Annotated in this window: 15 protein-coding genes, 1 tRNA gene, 1 pseudogene and 1 riboswitch; of the genes and pseudogenes, 8 read left to right on the top strand and 9 right to left on the bottom strand. The window is 56.4% G+C overall.

Annotation, left to right across the window (positions count from 1 at the left end; translation table 11 throughout):
* Window positions 1–251: 251 nt before the first annotated feature.
* Window positions 252–461, top strand: coding sequence for a hypothetical protein (locus ACR0NE_RS19535; RefSeq protein ID WP_170425570.1), 210 nt, complete (start codon window positions 252–254; stop codon window positions 459–461).
* Here the strand turns inward: ACR0NE_RS19535 and cobO are convergent.
* The 5 genes from cobO to ACR0NE_RS19510 form a co-directional block, all read right to left on the bottom strand.
* Complete coding sequence (gene cobO / locus ACR0NE_RS19530) at window positions 458–1,057, bottom strand: cob(I)yrinic acid a,c-diamide adenosyltransferase (protein ID WP_170398223.1); 600 nt, start codon at window positions 1,055–1,057, stop codon at window positions 458–460. The two genes, ACR0NE_RS19535 and cobO, sit on opposite strands and share 4 nt — an antisense overlap.
* A gap of 58 nt (window positions 1,058–1,115) precedes the next feature.
* A complete protein-coding gene (locus ACR0NE_RS19525; protein ID WP_170398226.1) occupies window positions 1,116–2,051 on the bottom strand; it encodes a DMT family transporter in 936 nt (311 codons plus the stop codon).
* A gap of 54 nt (window positions 2,052–2,105) precedes the next feature.
* Complete coding sequence (locus ACR0NE_RS19520; RefSeq protein ID WP_170408138.1) at window positions 2,106–2,768, bottom strand: HD domain-containing protein; 663 nt, start codon at window positions 2,766–2,768, stop codon at window positions 2,106–2,108.
* The gene (gene aroC, locus ACR0NE_RS19515) at window positions 2,752–3,852 is read right to left on the bottom strand and encodes a chorismate synthase (protein WP_170595093.1); all 1,101 of its coding nucleotides are present in this window, start codon (window positions 3,850–3,852) and stop codon (window positions 2,752–2,754) included. Before aroC ends, ACR0NE_RS19520 begins: the two co-directional genes overlap by 17 nt.
* Before the next feature lie 111 nt (window positions 3,853–3,963).
* On the bottom strand, window positions 3,964–4,404 hold the full coding sequence (locus ACR0NE_RS19510; RefSeq protein WP_170595097.1) for a 6,7-dimethyl-8-ribityllumazine synthase: 441 nt from the start codon (window positions 4,402–4,404) through the stop codon (window positions 3,964–3,966).
* 72 nt (window positions 4,405–4,476) lie between these two features.
* Window positions 4,477–4,623: riboswitch (FMN riboswitch) on the bottom strand.
* Window positions 4,624–4,678: 55 nt separating this feature from the next.
* Here ACR0NE_RS19510 and ACR0NE_RS19505 point away from each other — a divergent pair.
* The gene (locus ACR0NE_RS19505; protein ID WP_170595101.1) at window positions 4,679–5,293 is read left to right on the top strand and encodes an FMN-binding negative transcriptional regulator; all 615 of its coding nucleotides are present in this window, start codon (window positions 4,679–4,681) and stop codon (window positions 5,291–5,293) included.
* A gap of 22 nt (window positions 5,294–5,315) precedes the next feature.
* On the opposite strand, the gene ACR0NE_RS19500 is transcribed toward ACR0NE_RS19505, so the two are convergent.
* Window positions 5,316–5,762 carry a c-type cytochrome gene (locus ACR0NE_RS19500; protein WP_170425585.1) on the bottom strand — a complete coding sequence of 149 codons (447 nt, stop codon included), beginning with the start codon at window positions 5,760–5,762 and terminating at the stop codon, window positions 5,316–5,318.
* Between the two features lie 485 nt (window positions 5,763–6,247).
* Between ACR0NE_RS19500 and petA the strand changes: the two genes are divergently transcribed.
* The 3 genes from petA to ACR0NE_RS19485 are packed head-to-tail and all read left to right on the top strand — an operon-like array spanning window position 6,248 to window position 8,981.
* Window positions 6,248–6,832, top strand: a complete 585-nt coding sequence (petA, locus tag ACR0NE_RS19495) for a ubiquinol-cytochrome c reductase iron-sulfur subunit (protein ID WP_170398293.1) — start codon at window positions 6,248–6,250, stop codon at window positions 6,830–6,832.
* A gap of 14 nt (window positions 6,833–6,846) precedes the next feature.
* Entirely contained in the window at window positions 6,847–8,178 is a 1,332-nt protein-coding gene (petB, locus tag ACR0NE_RS19490) for a cytochrome b (protein WP_170398296.1), read from the top strand.
* Between the two features lie 17 nt (window positions 8,179–8,195).
* Window positions 8,196–8,981 carry a cytochrome c1 gene (locus ACR0NE_RS19485; protein WP_170398299.1) on the top strand — a complete coding sequence of 262 codons (786 nt, stop codon included), beginning with the start codon at window positions 8,196–8,198 and terminating at the stop codon, window positions 8,979–8,981.
* Window positions 8,982–9,123: 142 nt separating this feature from the next.
* Here ACR0NE_RS19485 and mtaB read toward each other — a convergent pair whose 3' ends face one another.
* Together mtaB and dapF are read right to left on the bottom strand one after the other, a co-directional pair.
* Window positions 9,124–10,380 (bottom strand): tRNA (N(6)-L-threonylcarbamoyladenosine(37)-C(2))-methylthiotransferase MtaB, encoded by a 1,257-nt coding sequence (mtaB, locus tag ACR0NE_RS19480; RefSeq protein WP_170595104.1) that lies wholly within the window; start codon window positions 10,378–10,380, stop codon window positions 9,124–9,126.
* Window positions 10,377–11,210 carry a diaminopimelate epimerase gene (gene dapF, locus ACR0NE_RS19475; RefSeq protein ID WP_170595108.1) on the bottom strand — a complete coding sequence of 278 codons (834 nt, stop codon included), beginning with the start codon at window positions 11,208–11,210 and terminating at the stop codon, window positions 10,377–10,379. Before dapF ends, mtaB begins: the two co-directional genes overlap by 4 nt.
* Window positions 11,211–11,428: 218 nt before the next feature.
* On the opposite strand from dapF, the gene ACR0NE_RS19470 reads away from it, so the two are divergent.
* From ACR0NE_RS19470 to ACR0NE_RS19460, 3 genes and pseudogenes are all read left to right on the top strand, one after another.
* Window positions 11,429–11,504 (top strand) — tRNA-Lys (locus ACR0NE_RS19470).
* 459 nt (window positions 11,505–11,963) lie between these two features.
* Window positions 11,964–12,431 (top strand): annotated as a pseudogene (locus tag ACR0NE_RS19465) (CmcI family methyltransferase); the annotation flags it as partial.
* A 131-nt stretch (window positions 12,432–12,562) separates the two neighbouring features.
* The gene (locus ACR0NE_RS19460) at window positions 12,563–14,419 is read left to right on the top strand and encodes an SLC13 family permease (protein WP_170595310.1); all 1,857 of its coding nucleotides are present in this window, start codon (window positions 12,563–12,565) and stop codon (window positions 14,417–14,419) included.
* 9 nt (window positions 14,420–14,428) lie between these two features.
* Here ACR0NE_RS19460 and ACR0NE_RS19455 read toward each other — a convergent pair whose 3' ends face one another.
* A complete protein-coding gene (locus tag ACR0NE_RS19455) occupies window positions 14,429–15,529 on the bottom strand; it encodes a Gfo/Idh/MocA family protein (RefSeq protein WP_170595115.1) in 1,101 nt (366 codons plus the stop codon).
* Window positions 15,530–15,531: the final 2 nt, after the last annotated feature.

The raw sequence follows: 15,531 nt of genomic DNA, 5'->3' as shown, positions 1-15,531 counted from the left end.
GCGATCAGCTGGGCCATGCGGGCATCCGGATGGCCCTTTTTTGTTTTAGACACTAATAAGGCCAAATTTGCCCAATGGGTCGCCTCTGTTGCATCAGATTTTCAGGCTTGAATTTTCCGACAAAAACCATCAGATATAGCGCAACGCCAGATGACACCATCAAGCAACTGGTTCCGGGGCGATCTGTGGGCTCAGCAAAAGCAGATGTGAAGGCCTGCCATTGCCCCGGGAACGACCAAAGGAGCCCGCGATTGCGTGATCGATTTGAAGAACTGATGGCCAATCCCTGCTGTGCATCGTGTGATTGCGACGCGCTAACCTCAGAAGTCGCGGCCTATCTCGATCACAAGACCTGCAACGCCGAGCGCTGCCGGGCGCTCGAAGAACGCTCAGCCGCAACGATGTACGCAGTCAGGCGCGATTCGATGCGCGCGCTGAATGAGGGTGGTGCGCGGGCCTAGAAATCCACACCACGTTGGGCTTTGATGCCGGCTTGGAACGGGTGTTTTTCTTCGGTCATCTCGGTTACCAGATCCGCATAGTCCCTTAGGGCTTGCGGGGCATCCCGGCCAGTCAGGAACACGCTGGTTTTGTCTGATCGGGTCTGAAGCCCCTCAATAACAGTGTCTACTGAAAGGTATTCGTAGCGCAGGGCGATATTGATCTCGTCGAGGACAACCAGATCGTAGTCGCCGCTTTTCATCAGATCACAGGCCTTGTTGAAGGCCGAAGTCGCAGCCGCGATGTCGCGCTCGCGGTCCTGCGTATCCCAGGTAAACCCTTCGCCCATCGTGTGCCAGGTGACCAGATCGCGTTCCTCAAAGAACCTGCGCTCACCCGTTTTCCATTTGCCCTTGATGAACTGAACCACAGCCACTTTCTGGCCCCAGCCCAATGCCCGGATCACCACGCCAAACGCAGCCGAGGATTTTCCCTTGCCCTTACCTGTATTGATCAGCACCAGTCCCCGGCCGGGATCGACCGCTTCCGAGACTTTCTTGCGGTGCTTGGCTTGCACCTCTTGCATCTTTTCTTTGTGGTTCTGTGCGTCGCTCATCGGGAAACCTCATAGGTGTATCGCGACCCAAACTAGGGAAAGATTGCGAAAGGTAAAGTCAGGCTTTGGGATCCGTTGCTGATCGCGCTTTGGTCCGATCAAGGCCAAGTTGTCGTTCACGCAGGATCACCACGACGTTGCCTGCAATCACCAACGCCGCGCCGCCCAGCATCACCAGGGTTGGCAACTCATCGAACCAGAAATAACCAATGACAATGGCGAACAGCATTGTGGTGTAGTCATAAGGTGCCAGCATTGACGCTTGTCCAAACTTGTAGGACGAGGTCACCAGAATCTGCGCCACTCCGCCGATCAGGCCGATTGTCACCAGCAATGCGGCTTGCTCCCATGTCGGGATAACCCAGCCCCAAAACACTGTGAGACCCGAAAGCAAGGTCGCTGTGAGAGAGAAATAGAACACGATTGCGGCGGGATGATCCACCTGTACCAGTTGTCGAATATGTATCTGCACAAAGGCACGGGCAACGGTTGCAGCCAGCACGCAAAGCGCACCTATTGTTGCGGCGGTTTCGGCAGTGCCTGAACCCAGCCGGGGCCAGATCATGATCAGAACGCCGACGAGGCCAAGCGCGACGGCCCCGATACGAATCATTCGTATCCGCTCGCCCAACATGATTGCAGCCAGAATCAGCGTGAAGATCGGGGTTGCATATCCGATGGCGGTTACCTCGGGCAGCGGCAACAGGCTAAGACCAGTAAAGGTCAGTCCCATGGCCGAGGTTCCCAGAACCCCGCGCCAGAAATGGCCCATCGGCTTCTTGACGACAAAGCCGTGCACCAGCTCTCCTCGCCAGACCAGCCAGGCGATGATAACCGGAATCGCGAAAAGCGAGCGGAAAAACACCATCTCTCCCGGCGGGAAATCATCTGACAAAGCCTTGACCAATGCAGACATCGTCGTGAACAGCACGAGCGCACTAAGCTTAAGCGCCACGGCCAATGCCGGACGATGCGATGTTAAGGATTTCGCCATGGTCGCGAACCTGCGCCTTTGAGGCGGAAAGATCAACTGGCCAAAGTTGACGTATCAGAGATTGGACCAGTCTAGTGGAAGCTGAGCTCCGATTTCCTCTGACAGGTCCTTTAGAAACCTCATCATCCGCGCGGCTCGGTCCTGCGCGATGGCCCTGCCTTTTTCGGTCAGCATTTCATTGGGTAAGCGCAGCAGTTTTATTTGCCAGTGATCGATTGAAAAAATCAGGTCATTCGGCAAACGGTTTTCGGCAAACGGATCTGACGGGTCATAAAGGGTGCGTCCCAGGGCGCCCGATACTGAAAAGTTGCGGGCGATACCGATAGCACCCAACGCATCCAGACGATCGGCATCCCGTAATATTCGCGCTTCGAGTGTTTCGGGCGGGATGTTAGCCGAAAAGCTATGGGCGGCAATCGCGTGCTGTACGGCCCCAATTTCAGTGGTGGAATAGCCGAATTCTTCAAGAATAGGCTCTGATTCAGTGGCGGATCGCATCGAGGCCAGATGCCGATCCGGGTCATCTTTTGACAGGTTGATCAGATCATGCAGATAACACGCCGCCAGCAAGACACGCGGGTTGGCTTCATCATCCGCAATCGCCTGCGCATTAACCCAAACCCGATCCAGGTGCGCCAGATCATGCGCCGGATCCGTCTGCATCCGTTGCCTGACGACCGCGCGCAGCGAAGCGCGCAGATCAGCCAATCTGTCCACGGTTCTCGCCGATTTGACCACGGTGCAGGAGCAGGTGATCAAGGATCACGCAAGCCATCATTGCCTCACCTACCGGAACGGCACGGATGCCGACGCAGGGGTCGTGGCGGCCTTTGGTAATGATCTCGGTCTCTTCGCCGGATTTGGTGATGGTCTTGCGGGCGGTCAGAATGGACGAGGTCGGCTTGACCGCAAAGCGCACCACAACATCCTGGCCGGTCGAAATGCCGCCCAGAATACCGCCTGCGTGGTTCGAGCTGTATTGAGGGCCGTCCTGTCCCATGAATATCTCGTCGGCGTTGGCCTCGCCGGTCAGTTCGGCGGCGGCCATGCCTTCACCGATTTCGACCCCTTTAACGGCGTTTATCGACATCATGGCTGCAGCCAGATCAGTGTCTAACTTGGCATAAACCGGCGCGCCGAGCCCCGCCGGAACGCCGCGCGCGACCACTTCGACCACTGCGCCGACCGAGTTGCCGGATTTGCGCAGGTCGTCCAGATAAGCGGCCCAATCTTCGGCTGCTTTGGCGTCGGGCGTCCAGAATGGATTCTGTTCGATCTGCGACCAGTCGAAATTGGCACGGTCGATCTTGTGCGGACCGATCTGGGTCATATAACCGGTGATTTGAACATTCGGAGCGATCTGTTGGATAGCCTCACGCGCGAGTCCTCCGGCCGCCACACGTGATGCCGTTTCCCTCGCCGAACTGCGCCCGCCGCCGCGATAGTCACGGATCCCGTACTTCTGCCAATATGTGATGTCGGCGTGTCCCGGACGAAACTTGTCCATGATGTCGCCGTAGTCTTTCGAGCGCTGATCGGTGTTCTCGATCATCAACTGCACCGGTGTGCCCGTGGTCTGGCCTTCGAACACACCGGACAGGATTTTAACCTGATCGGGTTCGCGCCGCTGTGTGGTGAATTTGTTCTGACCTGGTTTGCGCTTGTCCAGCCAATGCTGGATCATGCCCTCATCGATTGTGACGCCCGGAGGGCAGCCATCGATGGTCGCACCCAAAGCGAGTCCGTGGCTTTCACCCCAGGTGGTAACGCGGAAGAGGTGGCCAAAACTGTTCATCGACATGGGGCATGCTCCTTTGAGCGACGTGATTAGCGGGGAGTGCCTTGGTCCTCAAGTGGATTTGCATTTGCAGAGAAGCAAGCGCCGCCCTGTGGGCGGCGCGATTGGAATAAATCAGGCGGCTTGAGCCACCGTGGCGCGGGTTGCGTTGATCTTGAGCGCTGCATGAGCTGCCTCGCGCCCTTTTTCGATGAAATGCGCGCGATAGATGGCGTTGTGGTGATCCGTTTCCTGATACTGATGCGGTGTCAGCGAGACCGACAGGACCGGAACACCTGAATCGAGCCCGGCCCGCATCAAGCCATCGACAACCGTTTGTGCGACGAAGTCATGCCGGTAGATGCCGCCATCCACTACAAAGGCAGCGCAGGCTACGGCGGCGTAGCGCCCCGTTTGCGCCAGGTCACGGGCCAGCAGGGGCATCTCGAAAGCGCCCGGAACGTCGAAGACATCAACCTGATCGGCCGGAATTAGTTCGAGAAACCCATCCAGCGCGCGATCCACAATATCTGAATGCCAGTTGGCTTTGACAAAAGCATAGCGGGTGTGTGTCATCATGATCTCCTTTCGTAACAGACACGTCACCCAAGGCGATCACGAGCAGGCACACCGCATTACCGGCGCGCTGCACGTTCTCTTTCATCCGGACTGTAACCGTCGGCTCTGGCTTCTCACCAGATCTGCTGACACCCCGGAGACCGGGGCCGCTCGCGGGCTTACGGGTCATGCCCGCATACCGCCGGTGGGGAATTTCGCCCCGCCCTGAGAACGAGTGGGACCTTGCCAAGGAGATATCGCTTCTGCAAGAGAAATTGGCAGGAGGACGAATATGCATCCCAATCCCACCTTTCGCGCCGAGACGCGCGAGCGTCACATCGAGTTTGCGCGTGATCGCGCCTTTGGTGTTCTGGCGGTGTCGACATCGGATGCACCGTTGTTAAGCCACGTTCCCTTTCTTCTAAACGAGGATGCTTCATCGGCTGACCTGCATCTGGTCCGGTCAAATCCGATTGTTAGGGCGCTGAAAAAGCCGCAACCTGCGAAGATCGCTGTGTTAGGGCCGGATGGGTATATCTCGCCTGACTGGTACGAAGTCGATGATCAGGTGCCGACCTGGAACTATGTAGCGGTGCATCTGACTGGAGTGCTTGAGATGCGGCCAACGGACGACCTGCGAAATCTGCTCGACCGGCAGGCGGCAGACTTTGAAAATCGCCTGCTGCCAAAGCCGCCATGGTTGGCGTCTAAGATGACACCAGACGCGCTGGATAGAATGATGCGCATGATCGTTCCCTGCCGACTCATGATCTCGGATATCGACGGCACTTGGAAGCTGAATCAGAACAAACCCGATGAGGCGCGACATCGCGCGGCTGATCACGTGCACTCAACAGGACTTGGCAGCGAGGTGGCGCGCTTGGCCTCGTTGATGCGCAAGGCCTGAGGCACGCGTTCTCGCCTTCCATTCATTGAGCGCTGAATGTGGCGAGATAAGCAGCGATGTCATCTGCGCCTTTTTTCAGCTTGACGCTCATGTTCGGGCGGGCGGTGTCATCATCCAGATATTCCTTGATGAACCCGATCGGATCCCGAGAATAGGCGGCGATGTTTTCTTCAGTCCACACAAGCCCTTCTTGCCCGGCGCGGATCATGTCGTCGGTGAACATCCCGATGGGCAAACGTTCACTTCCATAAAGATAATCGTTCTCAGTTCCGGCGGTGCGGCCAACTACGCCAAAGAGATTCGGCCCGGTGATGCCGCCTTTGACCAGAACCTCGCCATTTTTGATGATCGCATGGCACGAAGAGCATCTGTTATAGAGCTGTTCGCCTTTCGCCGGATCGCCGGCTGCGATCGCCTGTACTGAAGTCAGAAACGAAACAAAAACTACGGTTGCTGCTATCTTGAGCATTGAACATCTCCGGCTGGGAATATTGCGCCTGTGGCCTTTCACGCATTCCCGTTTAGAGTGCAATCGAATTCTGGTAGATAATCACGTGTTTGAAATATCTATTTTATATTAATAATTTAAGAGAAATCGTATCGCGCTAAAATAGAAGGAATACAGTGTTCTTAAGGTAGAGCTGCACGTGAAATCGGCGGCGTTCGCATAGGGTGAGGAGATTTCAATTTGGGGATCTACCAGCGCGGGTCGATGCCGAATCACGTCCCATCTGCCTGGCGCAAATTCGCCGCTCTGAGGGTTAAAATCTGCATTTGAGATTGAAATTTTGCCCTTTCACCGTGACATGAATGCTTAGATGCGGCGTATTGCGCGTTTAAGAGCGCTGGACGAACTCTATTCTCCCCGATAGATACCCCGTTTAAGACGCCGCACTTGTGCGGTGCGCGAGCTTTATGCCCGTTCGCGGGCGCCAGATAATCGGAGATAACCTCGTGTCCCAAGCTGAAGACCACGAAGGCACCCGCAGAGATTTCCTCTACTACGTCGCTGGCGGCGCAGGTGTCGTTGCCACCGGGGCTGCCGTTTGGCCCCTGGTAAATCAAATGAACCCATCGGCAGACGTTCAGGCGCTGTCCTCGATCCGTGTGGATGTGAGCGGGGTAGAGCCGGGTACGCAGCTGACTGCAAAGTGGTTGGGTAAGCCTGTTTTCATCCGTCACCGCACAGGTGCCGAGATTCAGGAAGCTCAGGAGCAGGACGCTGAAGGTGTCGACGCGCTGCCTGACCCGCTGGCTCGTAACTTCAACCTGAACGCCGACGCACCAGCGACCGATGCCAATCGCGTCATGCCTTCGCCCGAAGGCGAAGGAGAAGGGGCGTGGATCGTTCAGATGGGTGTTTGTACACACCTGGGTTGTGTGCCGCTTGGCGATGCTGGCGACTTTGGCGGTTGGTTCTGCCCCTGCCACGGCTCGCACTACGATCTTGCCGGTCGTATCCGCAAAGGCCCCGCGCCTGAAAACCTGCCCATTCCGCCCGTTGAATGGGTGGACGCCACCACCATCAAGCTCGGCTAAGGGAGACCTAACTTATGTCCGGAATTCCCCACGATCATTACGAGCCGAAGACAAATGGCGAGAAGTGGCTGAACAGCCGTCTGCCCATCGTCGGCCTGCTTTACGACACCCTGATGATCCCAACCCCCAAGAACCTGAACTGGTGGTGGATCTGGGGCATCGTCCTGGCGTTCTGCCTGGCGTTGCAGATCGTCACCGGTATCGTTCTGGTGATGCACTACACCCCGCATGTTGATCTGGCCTTTGCCAGCATCGAACACATCATGCGCAACGTGAACGGCGGCTATATGCTGCGCTATCTGCACATGAACGGCGCATCGCTGTTCTTTGTAGCAGTCTACATCCACATCTTCCGCGGCCTGTTCTACGGCTCGTACAAAGCCCCGCGTGAGATTACGTGGATCATCGGGATGCTCATTTACCTGATGATGATGGGCACTGCGTTCATGGGCTACGTTCTGCCCTGGGGTCAGATGTCCTTCTGGGGTGCGACCGTGATCACCGGCCTGTTTGGTGCGATCCCGTTTGTTGGTGATGCGATCCAGACCTGGTTGCTGGGCGGACCTGCGGTGGACAACGCCACTCTGAACCGCTTTTTCTCGCTGCACTACCTTCTGCCGTTTGTTATCGCGGCGCTTGTGATCGTGCATATCTGGGCCTTCCACACCACAGGCAACAACAACCCGACAGGTGTTGAGGTTCGCCGTGGCTCGAAAGCCGAGGCAGAGAAAGACACGCTGCCGTTCTGGCCCTATTTCGTGATCAAGGACCTGTTCGCGCTGGCGGTCATTCTGGTCGTGTTCTGGGCCATCGTGGGCTACATGCCGAACTACTTGGGTCACCCGGATAACTACATCGAAGCCAACCCGCTGGTTACACCTGCGCACATCGTCCCTGAATGGTACTTCCTGCCATTCTACGCGATCCTGCGTGCGTTCACTGGCGAAGTCTGGGTCGTTCAGTTCGCCAGCTTCATCACCGGCGGCATCATCGACGCCAAATTCTTTGGTGTGATTGCGATGTTTGGTGCGATCCTGGCCATGGCCCTAGCCCCTTGGCTGGACACCTCGACCGTGCGTTCGGGCAAGTATCGTCCGATGTTCAAATGGTGGTTCTACCTTTTGATCATCGACTTCTTTGCTTTGATGTGGCTGGGTGCGATGCCCGCGGAAGAGCCCTATGCGACCTTCTCGCTGATCGCTTCGGCTTACTGGTTCGCCTATTTCTTCGTGATCCTGCCGATCCTGGGTGTCATCGAAAAACCCGAGGCGCAGCCGGAAACCATCGAAGAAGACTTCAACGCGCATTATGGCAAGGCAAACGCCGACGCCACGCCGGCCGAGTAAGAAGAGGGACCGGAAACATGTTCAAGAAACTTGCAATCGGTGCCGCGTTCGCTTTGGCCCTTGCGCCCGCCTCGACTTTTGCGGCAGGTGGCGGTGAGCAGCACATCGAAGATTTCGACTTCTCGTTCGAGGGACCGTTTGGAACCTGGGATCAGAACCAGCTTCAGCGCGGCCTACAGATCTATACCGAGGTCTGCGCAGCCTGCCATGGTCTGCAATATGTACCTCTTCGGACCCTTGAAGATTTGGGGTATTCGGAAGAGCAAGTCATCACCTACGCGGCCGACAACTTCGAGGTGTTCGATCCCGAGCTGGACGATTTCCGCCCGGCAATCCCGACCGACCACTTCCCGGCCAACAACGGTGTCGGCGCGCCTGACCTGAGCCTGATGGCGAAGGCCCGTGCCGGTTTCCATGGTCCTTACGGTCTGGGCATCAACCAGCTGGTCAAAGGCATGGGGGGCGCGGAATATATTGCCTCGCTTCTGGATGGTTATACCGGTGAAGAAAAGGAAGAAGCCGGTACTGTTCTCTATGAGAACAAGGCCTTCCCCGGTGGTTGGATTTCCATGGCTCCGCCGCTGGCAGAAGATCAGGTTGAATTTGCCGACGGACATCCTGCAACCGTTGAGGCAATGTCCGAAGACATAGCAGCCTTCTTGATGTGGAGCGCCGAGCCGAAAATGATGGAGCGCAAAAATGCCGGTTTCGTCGGTGTTCTGTTCCTGACAGTTCTGTCTGTTCTGCTGTACCTTGTGAACAAGCGCCTGTGGGCACCGATAAAGGGCAAACGTCTGGACTAAGGTCGACGTATAACTAAAACTAAACCCCCGCGCCATCACGGTGACGGGGGTTTTTTTGTTGCGATGGTGTGGAAGGGGCCAGCCCCTTCTTGGCCTGCGGCCAATTCATCCCCGAGGTATTTTGGGCCAGATGAAGAACGGATCACACTTGTAATTGAGCTTCGCTGTGCCCCCGGATCGTCGCGATTACGATCTCGCCTTCGGGTTGGGCGTTGCCGAAGGTTACTTCGGTGAATTGTTCGGTGCGGCCCATTGTGGGATTTTCCATCAGGATATTGTGGGTTTTGCCGATCTGTGCCGTCAGATGCTTGATGACTTGTGCATCGCCGGCGGCGCGTAGGCGCGCGGCGCGTTGTTTGATGACATTGCCGTTGATCTGTTGCGGTATGCGGGCTGCCGGAGTGCCTTTGCGTTTGGAATAGGGGAATACATGCAGCCAGGTCAGGTTGCACTCGGTGACGAGCTTGAGGGAATTCTCGAAATGAGTCTCGGACTCGGTCGGGAAGCCAGCGATGATGTCCGCGCCAAAAGTCATGTCGGGTCGAAGTTTGATGGCGTCTTCAGTGAAACGAATCGCATCTTCGCGCAGGTGGCGGCGTTTCATACGCTTCAGGATCAGATCGTCGCCATGCTGCAAGGACAGATGTAAATGGGGCATCAGGCGCGGCTCGGTCGCGATGGCATGCATCAGGTTCTCGTCGACTTCGATCGAGTCGATTGAGCTGATGCGCAGGCGAGACAGATCGGGCACCAGTTTAAGGATGCGCATCACGAGATCGCCCAGTTTGGGCTTAGCGGGCAGATCCGCGCCCCATGAGGTCAGATCGACCCCGGTCAGAACAACTTCGTTGTAGCCCCTATCGACCAATCGTTTGATCTGATCCACCACAACGCCCGCAGGGACGCTGCGAGAATTGCCCCGGCCGTAAGGGATAATACAGAAGGTGCAGCGATGATCGCAGCCATTCTGAACCTGTACATAGGCGCGTGAGCGGGTTCCGAAGCCATCAATCAGATGCCCGGCGGTTTCCGTGACAGACATGATGTCGTCAACCTGAACCGCCTCGGTCTGACCGATGAAATCGGCGGCCATGCCTTTCCAGGTATCCGGTTTCATCTTTTCGGTGTTGCCGATGACTGCGTCTACTTCGTCCATGGCAGCAAAGGTCTGCGGCTCGGTTTGCGCCGCGCACCCGGTGACGATCAGACGTGCCGAGGGGTTTTCGCGGCGCAGCTTGCGAATCTCCTGCCGCGCCTTGCGGACGGCCTCGGCGGTCACCGCGCAGGTGTTGACGATCACAGCATCCGTTAGGCCAGCCTGCTGCGACAGTTCTTTCATCGCTTCGGTCTCATAGGCGTTCAGGCGGCAGCCCAGAGTGCTGAACTTAGGCGGGTTCATTCCAGTGACCTCAGGTATTCAGGCGTCAGCGTGCCAGAAAACACATGGGCTGTGGGTCCCGTCATCCAGACCCCATCCTCGCGCCAGTCGATCCAGATTGTGCCGCCATCCAGGTCAACTTGTACTTTGCGCCCAGTGAGACCTCTGCGTGCTGCAGCGACGGCCGTGGCACAAGACGATGACCCCGAGGCCAGAGTGATCCCCACTCCTCGCTCCCACACCCGCATGCGGATGTGGTCGGGTGCGACTATCTGTGCGACCTGAACATTGGTGCGTTCGGGATAGAGTGGATGGTATTCGTAACGCGCGCCGAACTCTTCCATCGGAATGGCCTCGGCGTTGTCGACAAAGAAAGTGCAGTGCGGGTTGCCCATGCCAGTCGCTGTTGGACCACCTTCTATCGGCAGTTCCAGCGTGTCCATCTCTTCCGCCAGGGGAATCTCGTTCCAAAGAAGTTGGGGGTGCCCCATATTCACCGACGTCAGTCCATCGCCAGCGTCGCGGGCCTGCAGTGTGCCGCGTTCAGTTGTGAGCGTGAGTTCGGATTTGCCTGTTTCGTTCATCAAAAACCGGGCGATACAGCGCGTGGCGTTGCCACATGCAGCCGAAGTCGACCCGTCGGCATTGTAGAACACCAGATGCGCATCCGCTTCACCGCGTTCGATAACCGCCAACTGATCGAATCCCACGCCGAACTGCCGGTGCCCGATTCCCCTGGCAAGGGCCGGGGTGACCGGCACGGCATGCGCGCGCGCATCGACAACGACAAAGTCGTTGCCCAACCCGTGCATCTTCATAAAGGCCAAACCGGTGTCGAGTATCTGTTGCATGGCGGGCGTATAACGCCGGTCCGGACATGAATCCACCCTGTCGCGTAGATTCCTGAAAAAAGGGGTTGACCCCCCAGTTCCACCTGCCTAATTAGGCCGCCTATCGGGGCGCCGAACTCATACGAATGACGGCGAACTGAAGTGCGAAATAAGGTCTTGAACCCGGTCGGGTATTTACCTTACAGAGTGCTGCGGATCGAAGAGATCCTAAAAAGAGTGGGCCGTTAGCTCAGTTGGTAGAGCAACTGACTTTTAATCAGTGGGTCGCAGGTTCGAATCCTGCACGGCTCACCACTTAAGCCAAGCAAATACAAAAGCTTAGAGTAGGTGGTGCCCGCCCTGCGGGGTGGTGTGTTTGCCCAAACCAGTACAATACAAGCAATGCGGCTTGCTGTGGTGACTCGCTCAGTAAAAGCGCCCCGGAACTCATGCCCCCGAGGCGCTTCACCGATGCAGGCAGCAAGGAGACACTGCCGAGGTTTGCTCTGTTGGATTTACGAGGGACGGTCTCCAATGCCTTGCGCGGCTGGCGAAACAGCGTGCCGTTACTCTGCCATCTCCTGCGGCAACGGCTATCGTGATTGACTTTGCAATCGGGTCGTGTCTTGCAGTTATCGCGAATGCAAATCCCTATTGCAACCAAGCTCCACAACGGTTTCGTACAGTTCAGGCAGTGGTTCCAGCCTGTCTTCCTGACCACACGCGGCGGGGTGTGGTCCAAGTCCATGACATGTTCACGCCGCTTATGCGAGCACGACGCTTGATCTCGCCCGTCCCAAATGCAGGGTGCTTAGCGTTGACATTGGTACTCTCGCCCACAATCGTGCAGCCATAGAAGAGCATCCGATGGCCTCCAGAATCGAGATGATTCAAGGCTCATCTATCGACGAAGACATTGTGGACCAGGTTCGAACAGCTACTGAAGATTACCTAGGGGTACTTGTTTGTCTCGACAGCAATCATACACACGATCATGTGCTTGCCGAGTTAAATGCGTATGCCCCGATTGTTTCTTCGGGTAGCTATTGCATTGTGTTCGATACAATCGTTGAGGATATGCCTCCCACTAAGTTCACTGATCGTCCATGGGGACCTGGAGACAACCCAAAGACTGCAGTTCATGATTGGTTGAAAGTCAATCCTGATTTCGAGATCGACAAGAGTATCGATCACAAGCTGCAAATTTCGGTGGCACCGGACGGCTTCTTACGACGCCGATAGATTTGTCACGGTGGATTTCGACCAAACAGACAAAGTCCATGACAGGCCCGCGCTGATTGCCTAGAAATGCCTATTAGATTTGCTTTTGGAACCAGGTGATCCCAGTGGAGCAATTGGCGTTTACATACGAAATGGGTGTGGTCTCGGCGCTTTTGGCCTTCACGGTGTTCTTGTTTGTGTCCGAGATTGTAAGGATCGATCTTTCGGCCATCCTGGTGTTGGTCATTGTGGGTCTGCTGAGTTATGCACCGGGTCTCGAAAATCTGGCAAATGTTCCTCATCTGTTTGACGGGTTTGCGTCCAATGCCGTGATTTCGATCATTGCGGTCATGATCGTAGGGGCGGGTTTGGATAAAACGGGCCTAATGAACAAGGTCGCGTCCGTCATTTTGAAATATGGTGGTAAGTCTGAAAACCGAGTGCTGCCGATCGTTTCGGGCACAGTCGGTGTTATCTCATCATTCATGCAAAATGTCGGGGCGGCGGCGTTGTTCCTACCGGTGGTTAGCCGTATCTCATCGCGATCGGGTATTCCGTTGTCACGTTTGCTTATGCCCATGGGGTTTTGTGCCATTCTGGGGGGGACAATGACGATGGTCGGGTCCTCGCCGCTTATTCTGTTGAATGACCTGATCCAAACTGCAAACGAAGGACTGCCCGAAGCTCAGAAGATGGAACCCTTTGGATTGTTTTCCGTTACCCCCATCGGTGCGGTGCTGATCTTGACGGGGATCGCATATTTCCTGCTGCTGGGGCGTTGGGTGCTGCCGGGCGATTCAGGGTCGGAGAGTACGGGTACCGGGCGCGGGACGCAGGAATATCTTCAGCGAATTTATGGGTTGAAAGCGGATGTGTTCGAGGTTGTGGTTCCGGCCGACAGCCCGCTGGTTGGGCAGATTCTGGCAGATATCAACTTTGAAAATCACCTCTATATCATCTCGACCTTTTATCGTGGCAAGACCTCGATGGTTCAGGTGTTAACAGCCGAGATTGCCGCACCCTGTCGATTGGCGATAGTGGGTCGGCGCTGGGTTGTCGAAGAGTTTGCCGAAAAGTACGGGCTGACGGTGCTGCCTGATCTGGATGTGTTTGTCGAAGAGTTCGCACCCACGAATGCCGGGGTCGCAGAGGTGGTCGTTACACCTGACAGCAAACTGATCGGCAAATGCCCTCGCGAATTGCTGTTCCGTAAAACCTACGGAATGTCTTTGCTCGCCATCCACCGGGGTGAAGAGACGCTGAGTCATGTCGAGACTGAGACGCATGAATCCACCCAGATCGGGCTTGAGAAGTTCAAGGCTGGCGACATGTTGGTTGCTCATACCCGCTGGGACAACCTAATGCGGATAAAGCGTGATCCGGATTTTGTTGTGGTCACCTCGGACTTCCCGCAGGATGAATTGCGCCCGCAGAAAGTAGGCTGGGCGCTCTTGTTCTTCTTGATCTCATTGTCACTGATCCTGTTCACGGATGTGCGGTTGTCGCTCTGTTTGCTGACCGGAGCCGCAGGAATGATGTTGACCCGGGTGCTCAGTGTTGACGAGGCGTATCGAGCAGTTGGATGGAACACGGTCTTTCTGCTGGCGTGTCTGATCCCGTTGGGTCAGGCGGTGCAGAATACCGGGACTGCGGCATGGATTGCGCAACAGATCATGATCATCTTGGATGGATGGCCGAATTGGGCGCTACAGGCGGGCGTCGCCATTCTGGCGACGGCATTTTCTCTGGTCATGTCAAACGTGGGCGCGACGGTTCTGTTGGTGCCCCTTGCGGTTTCAATTGCGGTTGCGGCGGGTGCCAACCCGGCGGTCTTTGCATTAACCGTCGCGATTTCGACCTCGAACAGTTTCATTATCCCGACCCATCAGGTGAATGCGCTGATCATGGGGCCAGCTGGGTACAAAGTGACCGATTTCGTCCGTTCGGGCGGGATCATGACGATCATCTTCTTGATCGTCTCACTGTTGATGCTGAATGTGATTTTCTGACCCTGTTAATCACCCAGCTAGGCTGATCGTTTGGCCCTGCTCTGACGCCTGTTGTGCGGCAAGGCCGATACGCACGGCCCAAATCCCATCACGCAGTGAGACCTCGGGTTTGGCGCGCTCGCCCCTGACCAGCTCCAGAAAGCCTTTGTGCTGATAATAAGTCGAGCCATTGTGGTCGCCAGCCGCCAGCAACTCGGGATCAACGGGGATGTCGCGCTGGATTGGACCTTTCGGTGCGCGAGGGCTGATGATCAGCTGTGGTACAGGCGCGTCGCCCAGATGTTCAGGCCAGAAGCGGCCCGGGCCGGGCACAAGCGCTTCGATTTTGGTATCGCGCCCAATGGCCGAGATTTCTTCTTGATACCGCGAACCCTCGGCAAACATGCAAAGCTCGAGCATCGCGCGCGCGCCCGAAGCAAAATCGACAATGACATAGCCGTGGTCCAGAATATCTGGAGTATCGCCGTCATAAACTTCGTCCAAATGATTGACGGCTTGGCCACCGCTTGCGGAAACGCGAACCGGGTCTGATTGCAGGATCAGGCGCATGAGGTCGAAGAAGTGGCAACATTTTTCGACGAATGTACCGCCAGTGTTACGGTTGAACCGGTTCCAATTGCCGACCTTTTCGAGAAACGGAAAGCGGTGTTCGCGGATCGTGAGCATCTTGATCCCACCACCTGCGGTCGCTGCTTCATCGATCAGCGCCGTGATCGGGGGCATATAGCGATATTCCATCGCGACCCAGATCGGGTGTGGAAAACTGCGCTCTAACTCCTCAAGCCGTGCAAGATCGGCGGGATCAGTGAACAACGGTTTCTCGATCAACAGTGGCAGTGGGCGGGTTTCCGCAATCTCGGCCAGTTGATCAATATGCAGGTGGTTGGGGCTGGCGATGACCAAACAGTCCAGGTCAGTGACCGCCAGAAGATCCTGAACTGATGCCACCATCTGCGCCTCGGGCGCAATCTCCTGCGCCTTATACGCCATTTCCGGGTCGGGCTCGAAAATGGCGGCGACGCGCGTGCCCTCAAGCAGAGCAATGTTGTGCAGATGTTCCTGCCCCATCATACCGCATCCGATCAGCCCGTAGTTGGTGGTCCGGGTCATGC

This window comes from Ruegeria sp. C9, from assembly GCF_056537585.1.
The sequence above is the reverse complement of the archived record's forward strand: the minus strand, read 5'-3'. Positions and strand labels throughout refer to the sequence as shown.